At 67.1% G+C, this 15887-nt stretch carries 17 protein-coding genes and 1 tRNA gene; 9 read left to right on the top strand and 9 right to left on the bottom strand.

Annotated features, from left to right (window positions below):
• Positions 1 to 3: 3 nt before the first annotated feature.
• The 4 genes from CB0101_RS09770 to CB0101_RS09755 all read right to left on the bottom strand — a co-directional run bounded on the left by CB0101_RS09770 (position 4) and on the right by CB0101_RS09755 (position 3901).
• Positions 4 to 1251, bottom strand: a complete 1248-nt coding sequence (locus tag CB0101_RS09770; RefSeq protein WP_010312086.1) for a competence/damage-inducible protein A — start codon at positions 1249 to 1251, stop codon at positions 4 to 6.
• On the bottom strand, positions 1241 to 2338 hold the full coding sequence (locus tag CB0101_RS09765) for a glycosyltransferase family 4 protein (protein ID WP_010312089.1): 1098 nt from the start codon (positions 2336 to 2338) through the stop codon (positions 1241 to 1243). Before CB0101_RS09765 ends, CB0101_RS09770 begins: the two co-directional genes overlap by 11 nt.
• A gap of 65 nt (positions 2339 to 2403) precedes the next feature.
• Entirely contained in the window at positions 2404 to 3693 is a 1290-nt protein-coding gene (glyA, locus tag CB0101_RS09760) for a serine hydroxymethyltransferase (protein ID WP_010312091.1), read from the bottom strand.
• A 134-nt stretch (positions 3694 to 3827) separates the two neighbouring features.
• A tRNA-Arg gene (locus CB0101_RS09755) sits at positions 3828 to 3901 on the bottom strand.
• 69 nt (positions 3902 to 3970) lie between these two features.
• On the opposite strand from CB0101_RS09755, the gene CB0101_RS09750 reads away from it, so the two are divergent.
• From CB0101_RS09750 to CB0101_RS09740, 3 genes are read left to right on the top strand one after another with little or no spacing between them, the layout of a single operon-like run.
• Positions 3971 to 4210: a hypothetical protein gene (locus CB0101_RS09750; RefSeq protein ID WP_010312094.1), complete on the top strand. Its 240-nt coding sequence runs from the start codon at positions 3971 to 3973 to the stop codon at positions 4208 to 4210.
• A gap of 22 nt (positions 4211 to 4232) precedes the next feature.
• Positions 4233 to 4520: a DUF3181 family protein gene (locus tag CB0101_RS09745; RefSeq protein ID WP_010312096.1), complete on the top strand. Its 288-nt coding sequence runs from the start codon at positions 4233 to 4235 to the stop codon at positions 4518 to 4520.
• A gap of 24 nt (positions 4521 to 4544) precedes the next feature.
• Complete coding sequence (locus tag CB0101_RS09740) at positions 4545 to 4799, top strand: hypothetical protein (protein ID WP_010312098.1); 255 nt, start codon at positions 4545 to 4547, stop codon at positions 4797 to 4799.
• Between the two features lie 38 nt (positions 4800 to 4837).
• Here CB0101_RS09740 and murJ read toward each other — a convergent pair whose 3' ends face one another.
• Entirely contained in the window at positions 4838 to 6505 is a 1668-nt protein-coding gene (murJ, locus tag CB0101_RS09735) for a murein biosynthesis integral membrane protein MurJ (RefSeq protein WP_010312100.1), read from the bottom strand.
• A gap of 59 nt (positions 6506 to 6564) precedes the next feature.
• Between murJ and sfsA the strand changes: the two genes are divergently transcribed.
• The 3 genes from sfsA to CB0101_RS09720 all read left to right on the top strand — a co-directional run bounded on the left by sfsA (position 6565) and on the right by CB0101_RS09720 (position 9307).
• A complete protein-coding gene (sfsA, locus tag CB0101_RS09730; RefSeq protein WP_010312102.1) occupies positions 6565 to 7335 on the top strand; it encodes a DNA/RNA nuclease SfsA in 771 nt (256 codons plus the stop codon).
• A 41-nt stretch (positions 7336 to 7376) separates the two neighbouring features.
• On the top strand, positions 7377 to 8573 hold the full coding sequence (locus tag CB0101_RS09725; protein ID WP_010312104.1) for a 4-hydroxy-3-methylbut-2-enyl diphosphate reductase: 1197 nt from the start codon (positions 7377 to 7379) through the stop codon (positions 8571 to 8573).
• Between the two features lie 92 nt (positions 8574 to 8665).
• Complete coding sequence (locus CB0101_RS09720) at positions 8666 to 9307, top strand: DUF1997 domain-containing protein (RefSeq protein WP_010312106.1); 642 nt, start codon at positions 8666 to 8668, stop codon at positions 9305 to 9307.
• A 12-nt stretch (positions 9308 to 9319) separates the two neighbouring features.
• Here CB0101_RS09720 and CB0101_RS09715 read toward each other — a convergent pair whose 3' ends face one another.
• Together CB0101_RS09715 and purH are read right to left on the bottom strand one after the other, a co-directional pair.
• Positions 9320 to 9784, bottom strand: a complete 465-nt coding sequence (locus CB0101_RS09715) for a DUF4079 domain-containing protein (protein WP_010312108.1) — start codon at positions 9782 to 9784, stop codon at positions 9320 to 9322.
• A 38-nt stretch (positions 9785 to 9822) separates the two neighbouring features.
• Positions 9823 to 11388 carry a bifunctional phosphoribosylaminoimidazolecarboxamide formyltransferase/IMP cyclohydrolase gene (purH, locus tag CB0101_RS09710; protein ID WP_010312110.1) on the bottom strand — a complete coding sequence of 522 codons (1566 nt, stop codon included), beginning with the start codon at positions 11386 to 11388 and terminating at the stop codon, positions 9823 to 9825.
• 55 nt (positions 11389 to 11443) lie between these two features.
• Between purH and CB0101_RS09705 the strand changes: the two genes are divergently transcribed.
• The gene (locus CB0101_RS09705) at positions 11444 to 12055 is read left to right on the top strand and encodes an alpha/beta hydrolase (protein WP_010312112.1); all 612 of its coding nucleotides are present in this window, start codon (positions 11444 to 11446) and stop codon (positions 12053 to 12055) included.
• 97 nt (positions 12056 to 12152) lie between these two features.
• On the opposite strand, the gene CB0101_RS09700 is transcribed toward CB0101_RS09705, so the two are convergent.
• Entirely contained in the window at positions 12153 to 12524 is a 372-nt protein-coding gene (locus CB0101_RS09700; protein ID WP_010312114.1) for a DUF3155 domain-containing protein, read from the bottom strand.
• A 343-nt stretch (positions 12525 to 12867) separates the two neighbouring features.
• Here CB0101_RS09700 and CB0101_RS09695 point away from each other — a divergent pair, with 343 nt between their 5' ends.
• Positions 12868 to 13980 (top strand): sensor histidine kinase KdpD, encoded by a 1113-nt coding sequence (locus tag CB0101_RS09695; RefSeq protein ID WP_010312117.1) that lies wholly within the window; start codon positions 12868 to 12870, stop codon positions 13978 to 13980.
• Here CB0101_RS09695 and CB0101_RS09690 read toward each other — a convergent pair.
• On the bottom strand, positions 13952 to 14734 hold the full coding sequence (locus tag CB0101_RS09690) for an adenosylcobinamide-GDP ribazoletransferase (RefSeq protein WP_010312119.1): 783 nt from the start codon (positions 14732 to 14734) through the stop codon (positions 13952 to 13954). The genes CB0101_RS09695 and CB0101_RS09690 overlap by 29 nt on opposite strands.
• A gap of 32 nt (positions 14735 to 14766) precedes the next feature.
• Between CB0101_RS09690 and tgt the strand changes: the two genes are divergently transcribed.
• A complete protein-coding gene (gene tgt, locus CB0101_RS09685) occupies positions 14767 to 15885 on the top strand; it encodes a tRNA guanosine(34) transglycosylase Tgt (protein ID WP_010312121.1) in 1119 nt (372 codons plus the stop codon).
• The last annotated feature ends 2 nt before the right edge of the window (positions 15886 to 15887 follow it).

Genomic DNA, 15887 nt, shown 5'->3' with positions numbered 1-15887 from the left:
CGCTCAGCCCTCGAGCATCCGCAGCCGCAGCCGGTTGAGGGCTTCCCCAGCCGCCAGCGTTTGGATCCACGCCCTCCCCCGGCTCGCGCCAAAGCGCAAACCCTCACTGCTACAACCATCCGGGCCAGCCACGGCCAGGTGCACCAAGCCGACGGGTTTTGCATCGCTGCCGCCACCGGGCCCGGCCACGCCCGTGATCGCCAACGCCCAATCGGCCCCGGTGGCGCGACGCGCTCCTTCCGCCATGGCCTGGGCCACCGGATCGCTCACGGCACCGTGAGCTTGCAGCAGCTCAGCCGGCACCCCCAAGAGCCCTTGCTTCACGCTGTTGGCGTAGGCGATCACACCACCGACCCACACATCGGAAGCGCCCGGCACCGCAGCCAGGGCAGCCCCCAGGCCACCTCCTGTACAACTCTCGGCCACCGCCAGGGTCTGGCCGCGCTGGCGCAGCAGCTCCAACACCACCGAAGCAAGGCTGTCGTGATCGGCCCCGAAGCAGGCGTTGCCAGCGCGGGCGCGGATCTCCGCCGCCACCGGCGCCAGCAAGGCCTCAGCCTCAGCCGTGGAATGAGCCCGCGCCGTGATCCGCAGCTTCACCTCACCGGCACCGGCGTAAGGGGCAACGGTGGGATTGGAGCCCTCCAAAAGGTCTGCCATCTGTTCGGCCAGGTTCGACTCGCCCACACCCCAGAAGCGCAGCATGCGGCTGGCAAACACCCCCTCCGCCAGGCCCGCCGCCTGGAGCCAGGGAGCGGCCGTGGCCTGCCACATCGCCCGCATCTCGCTGGGCACCCCGGGGAAGGTGAGGATCGTGAAGCCGGGCCGCGGGCTCCAGATCATCCCTGGCGCAGTGCCGGTGGGGTTGGGGAGCAGTTCAGCCCCCTCGGGCAGATAGGCCTGACGGCGATTGCTGGCGGCGCAAGGGCGGCCGCGGGCCGCGAGGCGGGCCTGGATCTCGGCCCACACCTGGGGATGCTCCACCAAGGGCGCCCCGAAGGCAGCAGCGATCGCCTCGGTGGTGAGGTCGTCGGGCGTGGGGCCCAGGCCACCGGTGGTGATCAGCACGCGGCAACGCCCAGCCGCGGCCTGCAACTCGCTGATCAGGCGCTCGCGGTTATCGCCCACCACCAGCTGGCGGTGGTGGGGAATGCCCAGCGCGGCGAGCTGCTCAGCGATCCAGCGGGCGTTGCCGTTGGTGATGTTGCCCAGCAGCAGCTCGGTGCCGATACAGAGAATCTCAGCCGTCATCGCCGGCGAGTTGTTCGCGGTTGAGGCTGCGGCGAGCCGCGGTCACCACCACGATCAGCACCGCCGTGGCCAGGCCCAGCCAAAGAAAGCGCAGCTCCGCGTTGGCCAGCACCAAGGCCAACGCCGCCAGCCACTGGGTGAAGGCATAGATCAGCACCACGGTGCGGCGATGGCTGAAGCCGGCCCGCAGCAACCGGTGGTGCAGGTGGCGACGATCGGGATAGAAGGGGGAATGGCCCTGGCTGAGGCGCCCCATGATCACGGCCGACATATCCGCCAGCGGCAGCGACAAGATCAACAGCGGCAGCAGCAAGCTCACCGTGGTGAGCCCCTTAGCCGGGCCCACGATGCTGATCGCCGCCAGGGCAAAGCCCAGGAAGTAGGAGCCGCCATCGCCCATGAAGATGCGGGCGGGGTTGAAGTTGTGGCGCAGAAAACCGAGGCAGCTACCGGCCAGGGCTGCCGCCAGAAGCCCCGGGGCAGGCTGATTCAGGCTGTAGCTCACCGAGAGCAAACCCACTGCGGCGATGCCGCTCACGCCAGCGGCCAGGCCATCGAGGCCATCCAGCCAGTTGATCGCATTGGTGATGCCCACCAGCCAGATCACCGTCGCCAGCAGGCTCAAGCCATCAGGCAGGGGGATGGCACCGGGCGGCCCGCCGAACAGGTGAAGCGGCAGATCGATGGCACCGATCTGCACTCCTTGGCTCCACACCACCATTGCCACCACCACCTGCCCGCCGAGCCGGGGCAATGGCGGCAACGCAAAGAGGTCATCGGCCAGGCCGATCACAAAAAAGCAGAGGGCCCCGGCGAGGGTGGTCCATATCTGGCTGTCGCGCTGAGCCGGCAGCTCCACAAAGCCACCCATCCACCAGATCAGGGCCAGGGCGATCACAAAGCCGCCGACGATGCCCACGCCCCCCAGGCGCACCATTGGCGTGGTGTGCTGCTTGCGGGAATCGGGCTGATCAATCAGGCCCCAGCGCAATCCGGCGCGGCGCACGATGGGCACCAGCAGGGCGGTGCACACCGCCGCCATGCCGAACGCCAGAACAGCGGCGAGATCCGGCCGGCTGGAGATCATCGAGGGCGGTGCGCGGTCGGATGTGGGGCCTGAACAGGGCCTTCCGAGCGGAGCTTAAGCGCCGTTCAGGCGGGCTGCAGCTCGCGTGCTTCGGCATAGAGCGGGAAACGCTCACACAGGGCCGCCACGCGCTCGCGGCAACGCTGCTCAATGGCGGCGTCTTCGGGATTCAGCAGGCGATCGGCGATCACATCGGCCACCTCGCGGAAGGCCGCTTCATCGAAGCCGCGGGTGGTGCAGGCGGCGGTGCCCAAACGCAGACCGCTGGTGACGAAGGGTGACTGGGGATCGAAGGGAACCGTGTTCTTGTTAGCGGTGATGTGCACATCGCTCACCAGCAGATCGGCCACCTTGCCGGTCATGCCGATGCCGCGCAGATCGAGCAGCACGATGTGGTTGTCGGTGCCGCCACTCACCACAGCGATGCCACGTTCCTGGATGCGGGCGGCCAGGGCCTGGGCATTGGCCACCAACTGTTGGGCGTAGGCCTTGAAGCTGGGCTGCAGGGCTTCGCCGAAAGCCACGGCCTTGGCGGCGATCACATGCTCCAGGGGGCCGCCCTGGCTGCCAGGGAACACCGCCTTGTCGAACTGCTTGGCGAATTCAGCATCGCGGCAGAGGATCAGACCACCGCGGGGGCCGCGCAGGGTTTTGTGAGTGGTGGTGGTCACCACATCGCAGACGGGCACCGGGTTGGGGTGCACGCCAGCAGCCACCAGACCGGCGATGTGGGCCATATCGGCCAGCAGGTAGGCACCCACCTGATCGGCGATGGCGCGGAAGGCCTCGAAGTTGATGGTGCGGGGATAGGCGGAGTAGCCGCACACGATCAGCTTCGGCTTGTGCTCCAGCGCCAGCTGGCGGATGGTGTCGAAGTTGAGCTGCTGCGTCTCGGGGTCGACGCCGTACTGCACAACCTTGAACCACTTGCCACTCACGTTCACGGGCGAACCGTGGGTGAGGTGACCGCCATGGCTGAGGTCCATGCCCATGATCGTGTCGCCGGGCTGCAGCAGCGCCAGGAACACGGCGAAGTTGGCCTGGGCACCGCTGTGGGGCTGCACGTTGGCCCAGGCGGCACCGAACAGCTCCTTGGCGCGCTCGATCGCCAGCTCCTCGATGGCATCCACGTGCTCGCAGCCGCCGTAGTAGCGCTTGGAGGGCAGGCCTTCGGCGTACTTGTTGGTGAGCACCGAGCCCTGAGCCTCCATCACGGCCCGGGAGGCGAAGTTCTCGGAGGCAATCAGCTCGAGGTGGGTCTGCTGTCGGTTCAGCTCCTGACCGATCAGCGCTGCGATCGCGGGATCACCGGCCGTCAGCGACTGGTTGACGGCTGCTCCGGTGGACTCCGCCATGGCAGATCAGGGGGTTTGAGTGGCTTCGATCGTAAGAAACCGCAGCACTCAGCGCCCAAAGCCGCCCGCGCAAGGCGCGTCGCTGAATCGGCAATAAAAAACCGCCCCCAAAGGAGCGGTGTGGTGATGAAAGGCGCGCCTGGAGAGATTCGAACTCCCGACCCTCTGATCCGTAGTCAGATGCTCTAATCCGCTGAGCTACAAGCGCCTTCGCCTGCCCTGACATTGTGCCCATACCGAGGGCCCACCCGTCAACAGACCCCCTCCCCGAACCCTGATGCCGATCCGCTGGTACGGACCCGCCAACCCCGAAGACCCCACCTACCGGCACTTCAACCGGATCGTGAATCTGGTGCTGCACGCGATGGTGTTTGCGGCGCTCAACAGCGGCCTCTGGTTCGTGCAGAACATGCGCCACCCGTTCAACCATCTGGCCTGGCTCACGGAAGCCTGGGCGCTGCTGCTGGTGGTGCAGTTGATCAGCGTGGTCGCCAGGCGGCCGCAGACGCCATCCTGAGGGCACCCCGCACCAGGCCGCGATGACCCTTTCCGCCAGCGAGATCCGCGATCTGCAATTGGAAATCGCCGATCGGCTCTACATCCAGATCGGCGGATGGCACCTCTACCTGGGTGATGCCGGCGTGGCTGAAGCCCTGGCCATCGAATGTGCGGCACGCCTGGATCAAGGCGCCGGCGTGTGTGCACGGCAGGCCCTCGAGGCGGTGCAGGTGCCCATCGGTGGCGGCAGCAGCAAGCTGCCGCTGGCGCGGCTTGTCCCGGCCGGCCAGCTGCAGGATCTCGAGGATCTACTCGCGAATCACGGTTAGGGTTGCGCATCCCGCTGCGGCCCTGTGCTGGTCATCGAGGTCACCAACGCCCGAGAGGTTGTTCGCCAGCGCATCGGCCCGCTGGGCAGCCGCCTGATCGGCAAGGTGGTGGACGCCGAGGCGCAGGTGGAGAAGGCGCTGATGCAGGAGATGGAAACCGCCTTCCGAGACTTCGGCATCGAAGCCCGCATCTACTCCGTGCATGGCCCGGCGATGGTGGGCCGCAGCCACCTGGAAGTGCCGATCCACGTGCGCGAAGAGCGCGTGGTGGAGCTCTGAAGCGCTGCGACCGCTGATCCAGCGCTCCACTCAATCCTTCAACGCTTCAATGGCAGTCGGCGCGTGAGTTGACCTGCCAGCTGACGGCTGATCTGCGTCGCCTCCGGCACACCGGCCCAGCTGGCAATCAGCCCGTAGAGCAACAACCCGGCCGCCGCGCAGAGACCGCACTGCAAGACCAAGCCGATCAGGTCGGTGGGCCAGGCGATCACCACCGACAAGCCAAAGCTCAGACCGCCAGCCAGCAACGCCGCCAGCAGCAGCAGCAGGCTGTCGCGCGCCCAGGCCGCAAGGGGCAAGCCACCCAAGCGGCGTTGCAACGCCAGCAACAACCCCAGGCAGGTGATCAGATTCACGCCCACGGTGGCCAATACCAGCCCGGGAGCGCCGAAATTCAGCGCCGGCAGTTGCAACCCCCAGGGGGTGGGGCCACCCACCAGCACCCAGTCGAAGAGGGCATTGAGACCGATGCCCGCCATCGAAAAGCGGAAGGGGGTGGTGCCATCGCCAAGGGCATAGAAGACCCGCACCAGCACATCGCGGCCCAGGTAGGCCGGCATCCCCACGCCGTAGGCCATCAGCAACCCACCCACCAGCGCGGCGGCGCTGGCGTTGAAGGCACCGCGCTCATAGACCAGCGCCACGATCGGGCCCGCCAGGGCCACCATCAACGCCCCCAGCGGCAGCATCGAGGCATTGGAGAGCATCAAGCCCTGGCGGATGCGGCTGATCAGCTCAGGGCGATCCCCTGGCGCCGTGAGCCGCGCAAACACCGGCAACAGCGGCACGAGCAGGGCATTGGAGAGCAGGCCCAGGGGCGTCTGCACCAGCAGGTTGGCGTAGCCCAGGCCCGCAGCCGCCCCCACGATGCCGGAGGCGAAAAACAGATCAGTGAACACATTGATCTGCAACATGCCCGAGGAGAGGGTGGCGGGCCCCATCACCCGCAGCACCTCCTGCACGCCGGGGTGCTTCCAATCCCACACCAGCTGGAATTTGTGCAGCCCCTGGCGGGCCAGGGCCGGCAGCTGAATCAGCCACTGGAACACCGCCCCCAGCAGCGTGGTGCCCGCCAGCACGGCGCCCCCCAAGAAGGCGTATTCCGGCAAGGCGATGGAAGAGCCCAGGTGCAACCAGAGGATCCCCAGGCCGGCGATCACCGCCACACTCGAGAGCAGCGGGCTCACCGAGGGCAGCCAGAACTCATCCGCCGCATTGAGGGCGCCGAAACCCAGGCCGATCAGGCCGGCGAAGAGCGCCATCGGCGCCATCCAGCGCAGCTCCAGCACCGCGATGGCATGGCGCTCGGCATCGAGGCCCGGGCCCACCAGATCGATCAGCGGGTCGGCGGCCACGAACAACAGCAGCGTCACCCCGATCAGAGCAGCCCCCACCAGCGTGTTGATCGCGGCGAGCACATGGGCCCCTTCCTCCCGCGGCCGGCGCGAGAGGGCGCTCACCATGGCGCTGTGGAAGGGGCCGTTGATCCCGCCCAGCAGGATCAGCAGAAAGCCCGGCAGCACATAGGCGTAGTTGTAGGCGTCGTAGGCGGCACCCACCCCGAAGGCCGCCGCAATCGCCTGTTGCCGCACCAGACCCGCCAGCTTGCTTAGGGCGGTGGCCACCGCCACGATCAGGGCAATCCGCCGCAGGGAGCGGGCTGCTGGTGGGGCTGGGCTGGGCGATGGGCTCGGCGATTCGCTCATCCGGTGCGGCTTTGGGCCCAACTCGGGCGATTCTTGCCTGCAGAAGAAGCCTTGTCGTGATGGCGATTGCAGCAGCCCCTGAAGCCCAGCCCGTGTTGACGCTGGAACCTCTGCAGGAGGGCGTGCTGCTGAAGCGCTACAAGCGCTTCCTCGCCGATGTGGAGCTTGATAACGGCGAGGTGGTGACCGCCCACTGCGCCAACACAGGGCCGATGACCGGGGTGCTGCACGTGGGCGGGCGCGTGCGGCTGCGCCATGCCCCCTCACCCACCCGCAAGCTGGCCTGGACCTGGGAGCAAGCCCAGGTGCCGGGCGCCGATGGCGAAGCGGTATGGGTGGGCATCAACACGGCGCTGCCCAACCGCTTGGTGCGCGCCACGATCGAAGCCGGCTGCCTGGAGCCCTGGCTGGGGCCGATCGCAGGCATCCGCGCCGAAGTGGCCTATGGCGCCAACCGCCGCAGCCGCATTGATTTGCTGCTCACCCCGGCGGAGGGTGCGGCCGATCCACGCCCGATCTATGTGGAGGTGAAAAACACCACCTGGACCGATGGCGATCTGGCCCTCTTCCCTGACACCGTGACCGAACGGGGCCAGAAGCACCTCGAAGAACTGATGGGCGCGCTGCCTGAGGCCCGCGCCGTGCTGGTGCCCTGCCTGAGCCGCGCCGATGTTAGCCGCTTCGCCCCGGGCGACAGCGCTGACCCGCGCTACGGCGAGCTCTTCCGCCAGGCCCTCGATGCCGGCGTGGAGGTGCTGCCCTGCCGCTACGGCTTCGATCGCGAAGCCGTGCGCTGGCTGGGGGTGGTGCCGGTGCAGCGCCAGAGCTGAGGCCAGGCCCCATAGAGTTGGTTACCCCCGTGCCCGCTGCCGTGGATACCCGCGCGTTCAAGCGATCCCTGCACCATTCGGATCGCTACAACCGCCGCGGCTTCGGCCTGGGCGAGGAAGTGGCGGGCAGCCTGGAGCAGGCCTACCAGAGCAATCTGATCGCGAGCCTGCGGGAGAACGGCTACCAGCTGCAGCACGGCCGCCTCAGCGTGAAGCTGGCCGAAGCCTTTGGCTTTTGCTGGGGTGTGGAGCGCGCGGTGGCGATGGCCTACGAAACCCGCCGCCACTACCCCACCGAGCGGATCTGGATCACCAACGAGATCATCCACAACCCCTCAGTGAACGATCACCTGCGGGAGATGAATGTGCTGTTCATCCCCGTGGATGGCGGCGTGAAGGACTTCTCCAACGTGGCCAGCGGCGATGTGGTGATCCTGCCGGCCTTCGGCGCCACGGTGCAGGAGATGCAGCTGCTCAACGAGCGCGGCTGCCACATCGTGGACACCACCTGTCCGTGGGTCTCCAAGGTGTGGAACACCGTGGAGAAGCACAAGAAACACGCGATCACCTCGATCATTCACGGCAAGGTGAAGCACGAGGAAACGCTGGCCACCAGCTCCTTTGCGGGCACCTATCTGGTGGTGCTGGATCTGGCGGAAGCACAGCTGGTGTGCGACTACATCCTCGGCAAGGGCGACCGCGACAGCTTCATGGCTCGCTTCGCCAAGGCCTGCTCCCCTGGCTTTGATCCCGACCGCGACCTCAGCCGCGTGGGCGTGGCCAACCAGACCACGATGCTCAAAAGCGAAACCGAGGAAATCGGCCGGATGTTCGAGCGCACGATGCTGCAGCGCTTCGGCCCGGTGGAGCTCAACGACCATTTCGTGGCGTTCAACACGATCTGCGATGCCACCCAGGAGCGTCAGGACGCGATGTTCGCCCTGGTGGACGAGCCCCTCGATCTGATGGTGGTGATCGGTGGATACAACTCTTCCAACACCACCCACCTGCAGGAAATTGCCGTGAGCCGCGGCATCCGCTCCTTCCACATCGATACGCCCGAGCGGATCGGCCCGGGCAATCGGATTGAGCACAAGCCCCTGGGGGGCGATCTGGAGGTGGTGGAGCCCTTCCTGCCTGAGGGCACCCTGCGGGTGGGCATCACCTCCGGCGCCTCCACACCGGATCGGGTGGTGGAAGACGTGATCAGCCGCCTGATCGATCTGGCCGACGCCTGATCGGGCTGTCACAGCGACTGCAAACCGGGCCGCAGCCGGGCTTTACATTGATTCAACATTCACAGGTTCAGGCCCGGGGAGAACCGACCGCGTTGATCTCATCGGTGACCAACCCCCTGCCTGAAACCAGCGAGGTGCTGCAGTCATCGCTGCGTCACAGCGACGACAGCCGGGTGCGCTGTTACAGCAGCCAGTTCGCCGACCTCATGGAGATGCGGGCTCCGGCCCAGCTGGTGGGGGCTTATCTCGATCGCCACGAGGGCTGGTTCCGCCGCTGCGCCGCGCCGATGCAGGTGAACGCCCTGGGGAGTAACGGCTACGTGCTCACCCTCGGCCGCTTCGGCAACTTCGGCTTCGAGGTGGAGCCCACCATTGGTTTGGAGCTCCTGCCCCAAAGCGCCGGGGTGTATCGGATCTGCACCGTGCCAGCCGAGCAGTTCCAACCGGGCCTGCGCGACCTCTACGACGTGGAATTCAACGCGGCTCTGCGGCTGGAAGAGCAATCAGCCGACGCACCGCTCACCGAAGTGCGCTGGGAGCTGGACCTGAGCGTGTGGATCAAGCTGCCGTCGGTGATCGGCCTGCTGCCGGAGTCTCTTGTGCAGAGCAGCGGCGATCATCTGCTGCGTCAGATCGTGCGCCAGATCTCCCGCAAACTCACCTGGAAAGTGCAGGAAGACTTCCACGCCACCCACAACCTGGAGTGCCCGCCGCGGCGGCGGGCCCAGTTCTGAACCTCCGCCACTTCAGGCGGGGCGGTTCTCCCAGATCTTGGTCACGATCTGCATGCCGGTCACGGCCTGCCAGAGGAACAGGGTGAACACGCCCATGTTCAGACCCACATGAATCTTGCGGGCGATCAGGTTGCCCTGCTGCATCAGCGGCGAAAGGGCTGCAGCCAGCGCAAGCCCGGTGGTCATGGCGATGCCCACCAGCAGGTGGGGCCCCACGAACAGCTTGCCGTTGTTGAGGTAGGTGACGGCCATGCCACCGAAGGTGCCGAGCACCATCACCGCCAGCACGGCACTGCCATAGAGGTAATGGCGCTTGGCGAATTGCCCTTTGATCAGGGTCTTGCGGGTTTCGGCGTCAGCGGTGCGGGTTTTCTTGGCCTTGATGCCCAGAAACATCGCGTAGCCGCTCAGGGCCAACAGCGCCCACATCGCCAGGGGATGCAGAAAGTTGAGATTGAACGCGAGGCTCTCGGGCATGGACGGGGGCCGGATCAGCGAGTTGGGGCGAAACTAATTCAGTGCAGGAAATGGCGGCGGCCCGTGGTCACCATCGCCAGGCCCAGCTCATCGCAGGCGGCGATCGAATCGGCGTCGCGCACGCTGCCGCCGGGCTGAATCACGGCGGTGATGCCGTGCTCGGCCGCCAGACGCACGGTGTCATCGAAGGGGAAGAACCCATCGCTGGCGAGCACCGCACCTTTGGCCTTCGCGGCAGCCGTGTCCAGCGCGATGCGGGCTGAGCCCACGCGGTTCATCTGGCCGGCACCGATCCCGAGGCTCTGGCCATCTTTGGCCACAGTGATCGCGTTGGAGCGCACATGGCGCACCAAACGCCAGGCAAAGCGCAGATCCTCCAGCTCCTGAGCAGTGGGCTGGCGCTGGCTCACCACCTGCCACACGCTTTCATCCACCGGCTGGTCATCGAGCTCCTGCACGAGCACGCCACCCAGCACGCTGCGCAACTGCTGACGGCTAGCGCGCGCGATCGCCGCGGGATCGAGCTCCAGCAAGCGCAGGTTGGCCTTGGCCGCCAGCAGCTCGCGGGCGGCTGGCTCAAACACCGGTGCCACCACGCACTCGAGGAACAGACTGGTGAGATGGCCGGCGGTCGCCGCATCCACCGGGCCGTTGATGGCCACGATGCCGCCGAAGGCCGACACGCGATCGGCGTCGAGGGCCCGCTCCAGAGCGTTGGCGCTGCCGCTGCCGGTGGCCACACCGCAGGGATTGGTGTGCTTCACCACCACCGCTGCCGGCTGGAAGGGGTTGCCGCCCGCGGGCTGGCCGCCGTAGCCAAACTCCCGCACCGTGGCGAGCGCGGCTTCGAGATCGAGGATGTTGTTGTAGCTGAGCTCCTTGCCCTGCAGCTGCTCGCCGGCGCCGAGGCCAGCGCCGGGCTGGGCGTACCAGGTGGCGTTCTGGTGGGGGTTTTCCCCGTAGCGCAGGCTCTGGCGAGCGGGCAGATTGAGCGTGAGCTGCTCAGCCGTGGCTTCCTCCTGGCTGAGCTGGCTGGCAAGCCAGGCGCTGATGGCGGTGTCGTAGTCGGCGGTGTGGCTGTAGGCCTCGAGGGCGAGCCGGCGGCGCAGGGCCTCGCTGAGCGCTCCGGCGGCCAGGGCCTCCAGGAAAGCGGGGTATTGGCTGGGGCTGGTGAGCACCGCCACATCGGCGTGGTTTTTGGCGGCGGCACGCACCATGGCCGGGCCACCGATGTCGATGTTTTCGATCGCCAGATCCCAGCTCACATCCGGGCGGGCGATGGTTTCGCGGAAGGGATAAAGGTTCACCACCACCACATCAATCGTGGCGATGCCCTGGGCCTCCAGATCGGCCTGGTGTGAGGGTTCGGAGCGCTTGGCCAGGATGCCGCCGTGGATGCGGGGGTGCAGCGTTTTCACCCGGCCGCCGAGGATTTCAGGAGCGCCGGTGTGCTCGGCCACTTTGGTGACGGGCAGACCTGCCGCCGCCAGCGCCGCGGCCGTGCCGCCACTGGAAATCAGCTGGTAGCCGGCGGCCAGCAGTCCTTCAGCCAGGGGCACCAGGCCGTCCTTATTCGACACGCTGAGCAGGGCCGTGGGCGCCATGGCTGTTGAGTGGAGGCAGAAGGTCCAACCTACGCAGCAGCTGCGCACCCCTCCCATGACTGGCTCCAGCTCCGATGCCCTGCAGCTCGGCCCCAGCGATGCCCAACAGCGCCTGGTGCTGTTGCACGGCTGGGGTGCCGATGCCGACGACCTGCTCGATCTGGGTTCGCTGCTGGTGGGACCCGAGGTGAGCGTGGTGGCGCTGCGGGCCCCGGAACCGCATCCCTACGGCAGCGGCCGCCAGTGGTACGGCCTGCAGCCGATCGATTGGAGCCAGCTGCCGGCCGCCCGGGAGGCGCTGCGGCTTCGGCTAGAAGACCTGGCGAACAGTGTGCCTCTGACGCGCACGGTGCTGCTCGGGTTTTCCCAGGGCGGCGCCATGGCCTTGGATGTGGGCAGCAGCCTGCCGCTGGCGGGGATCGTGGCCTGCAGCGGCTATCCCCATGAGGGATGGGCGCCCGGAGCCGGCGTGGCGCCGGCACTGCTGAGCCATGGCCGCGAAGACCCCGTGGTGCCATTTGCCGCCAGCGAAGCGGTGCTGGAACGTCTGCAGGCAGCCGGGAACAGCGCAGAGCTCCTGGCGTTTGCAGGCGGCCACACCATCGATGCAGCGGTCTTACCGCCGATCGGCGCCTTCGTTCGCCAGCAGCTGAGCGTTCAACCGTGATCCGCGGCAGGGATCAACCGCAGCCATGAAAAAAGCCGGTCCCTCAGGACCGGCTGAAGCGCAAACGCACGATCGCTAAAGCGGTGAACAACACCGATCAAACGAAGGCGTATTCGTACTCCTCCATCTCTTCCCAGTCGTCGGCAGCCATGGCTTCCAGACCGGCGAACAGGGTGTCTTCGCCGATGCGGTCGACGATCTCGCGCAGGGAGGGGAAGAGGAAGTGGTTCTCTTCGGCGTACTGAGCGCTGAACAGGCCCTTCTCGCCCCAGAAAAAACGATCGGTGGTGTGCTCGTTACGACGCACGTTCAGGATCGCGGGAGGCACGATGCTGCTCTCAGCGATGTAGCGACGTGCGGCGGTCACAGGCTTGTACTCGCCGGTTTCCAGGTTGTGGGTGGCCACGTGAGCCAGAACCCGCTGACCGGCCAGGCGACGACGACTGATGCGCTTGCGCTTCTTGGACATGGAGCTAAGCCCGTGAGGGCAGGGTGAATGGAGACGGACGATGAGGGCCGGCAGCGATGAGCCGGAGGCCTCGGCAACGCCCATACACCTGCAAGCCGGGTGGGCGGCACGACGGCACCGCTCCCATCAGCAGAGGACGCAACATCCACTGCTGTAGCCTTGTTTGCACAGAGATGCAACAAGACCGGGAAGGCCGATCGCCGCGCCGCCCGCGCCCGGGCTGCGAGGTATTGGTCGATACCGAGAATCTTAAGACTTTTTCCCAGATTTCGAACACGGTCGGCAAAATTTCTGCTGGGCCCGTCCCCTGAGCGGCCCCGATCCCATCCCAGTTCCCGCTCAGATGCAGGTCTCCAAGCGGTTTCTGGCGCTGCTCGAGCAGCAGCTGGCCCAATTCACGGATCGGCCCGATCTGCTGGCCCTGGTGGTGTATGTGGCCGTGCCCGAGCCGGGTGGCCAACCCTCCTTGGTGGCGATCGGCCATTGGCCCCAGTCCCTGGCCCTGAGCGAGCGCACTGGCCAAGACCGCACTGTGCCGGCGGAGACCGGCCGCCGCTGGCTAGCGCTGCGCGACGACACGATGCTGCTGGGTGCCCTACGCGTGGATGCCGATCGCTGGCCCTGGCCCAACAGCCTGAGTGAGCGATTGGAGGCCACAGCCCGCTGTCTCACCGAAGCACTGCGTCTGGATCTGGAGCAGCAGCGGCTCGGGCGTGAACTGAGCGATCGGGATGACCAACTGCGGCTGCTCTTGCATCAGCTGCGCAACCCATTGGCCGCGCTCCGAACCTTTGGCCAATTGCTGCGCCGCCGGCTCGATGGAGATGCCCGCAACCTCCCACTGGTGGACAGCCTGCTGGGGGAGCAACGCCAAATCAGTCGCTATGTGGAAGCCATCGACCACCTCACCGAGGCACCGGCCCTGATCAGCAGCGAGCGCAGCAACCCGCCGCTGCTGCTGCCAGCTGGCCTCAGCCAAGGGGAATCAGAAAGTCTTGAGCAGATCCTGCGGCCGTTGCTGGAACGCGCCGCCGCCACCGCCAACCTGCAGGGGCGCAGTTGGAATGCTCCTAACGATCTGCCTAGCTGGCACGGCGATGCCAGTGCCTTGGGCGAAATCGTGGCCAACCTGCTCGAGAACGCCTTCCGCTACAGCCGCAGCGGGGGCGCGATCGGCTTGCACTGCCAGGCAGGTGAGCAGCTGGAACTGAGCATTTGGGACAGCGGCCCGCTGATTCCCAGCGAGGAGCGTGAACAGATCTTTGCCAAAGGGGTACGAGGCAGCAACGGAGCCGCGTTACCCGGCAGCGGCCTGGGCCTGGCCCTGGCTCGCGACTTGGCTCGCGAGCTTGGGGGCAACTTGGAGCTGGTGGTGCCAGCCAGCCGGCTCGACCCCGAACTGCCCGAGGCGGGCAACGCATTCGTGCTCAGGCTGCCGCTGCCAAACGCCAGCTGATCAGGCCCATCAGCAACAGGCTCCAGCTCACGGTCCACTCCACACAAGCGCCATAGCTATCGCCGCTGTGGCCGCCGAGGCGCCGCCCCAGCTCCAGCGGCACCAACAGCGCGGGGATCAACCCCAGCCAACCCAACCAGCCAAACGGTGGATGAGCCAGGGCCGTGAGCGCCCCGAGCACCAACGCCGACGGCAACAGCTCCAGCCACCAGCCGCGCCAATGGGCGCGATGGAAGGCAGCGGTTCCCTTGGAGGGCTCACGCAGATAGGGGAACGCCTGCATCGCCACGAGCGGCGCGATCCGCCCCCACACTTCCGCCCACAGCAAGGCCCAGGGGGCCGCTGCCGCCAGCAGGGCCAACCCAGCAATGCGCACCAACAACAGCTGCAGCAGGGCTTGCACGCCACTGGCCCCCACCCGGCTGTCGTCCATCGCCTCGAGCCGGCGCTGCGGACCAGCCGCCAGGCCATCCGCGGTGTCCATCACCCCATCGAGATGCAGCCCGCCGCTCAGCCAACTGCCCAGGGCCAGCACCAACGCCACTTGCGCGATCAAGCCGGCGGGGCTGAGCAGCTGCCAGAGCCCCGCCGCCAACCCGCCGATCGCCAGGGCGATCCAGGGGGCGAAGCGGGCGATGCGCTCAAAGCGCGGCGTGATCCCCGGCGGCAGCGGCAGCACGCTGTAGAAGATCCAAGCCCCGGCCAGATCCCCCAGCCAGGCGGCGCGAAACGGGGCCTTGGCCACGGCCAGCAACGATGGGATCAGCCAATCCTGCTGCCTCGCTGGTGTTCGCGTTCGAGATCACGGCCCACTGCCCGAACACCCGCGCCCGCTGCGGCTGCTTTCACACCCCCCATGGGGTGGTGAACACACCACGGTTCATGCCGGTGGGAACCCTGGCCACGGTGAAGGGCGTGACACCCGCCCAGCTCAAGGCCACCGGCGCCGAGATGGTGCTCTCCAACACCTTCCACCTGCACCTGCAGCCCGGCGAGCAGATCGTGGCCGACGGCGGCGGCCTGCACCGCTTCATGGCCTGGGGCGGCCCGATGCTCACCGACTCAGGCGGCTTCCAGGTGTTCAGCCTGGGCGACATCAACACGATCAACGATCGGGGCGTGGTGTTCCGCTCACCCCGCGACGGCGCCCGCATCGACCTCACCCCCGAGCGCTCGATGGCGATCCAGATGACCCTGGGCGCCGATGTGGCGATGGCCTTCGATCAGTGCCCGCCCTATCCCGCCACCGAAAGCGAGGTGGCCTCCGCCTGCCGCCGCACCCATGCCTGGCTGGAGCGCTGCATCAGCAGCCACACCAAAAGCGATCAGGCCCTGTTCGGCATCGTGCAGGGAGGCTGCTTCCCGCATCTGCGCGAAGAGTCAGCGCGGGTGGTGAGCTCGATGGGGCTGCCGGGCATCGCCGTGGGCGGCGTGAGCGTGGGTGAGCCAGCCGAGGAGATGCACCGGATCGTGCGCCAGGTTGGGCCGCTCCTCCCAGACGACAAACCCCACTACCTCATGGGGGTGGGCACCTTGCCGGAGATGGCGATCGCCGTGGCCAATGGCTTCGATGTGTTCGATTGCGTGCTGCCCACCCGATTGGGCCGCCATGGCGCCGCGCTGGTAGGCGGCGAACGCTGGAACCTCAAAAACGCCCGCTTCCGCCACGACCACACCCCCCTCGATCCGAGCTGCTCGTGCCCGGCCTGCACAACGCACAGCCGCGCCTACCTGCACCACCTGATCAAGACCGATGAACTGCTGGGCAAGATCCTGCTGAGCCTGCACAACATCACCCAGCTGGTGCGCTTCAGCAGCGCCATGGCCCAAGCGATTCGCGACGGTTGTTTTTCAGAGGATTTCGCTCCCTGGGAACCCGACTCCCCAGCCGCACACACGTGGTAGCG

Source organism: Synechococcus sp. CB0101, from assembly GCF_000179235.2.
Taxonomy (GTDB): Bacteria; Cyanobacteriota; Cyanobacteriia; order PCC-6307; family Cyanobiaceae; genus Vulcanococcus.
This window is presented reverse-complemented; position numbering and strand designations above follow the sequence as displayed.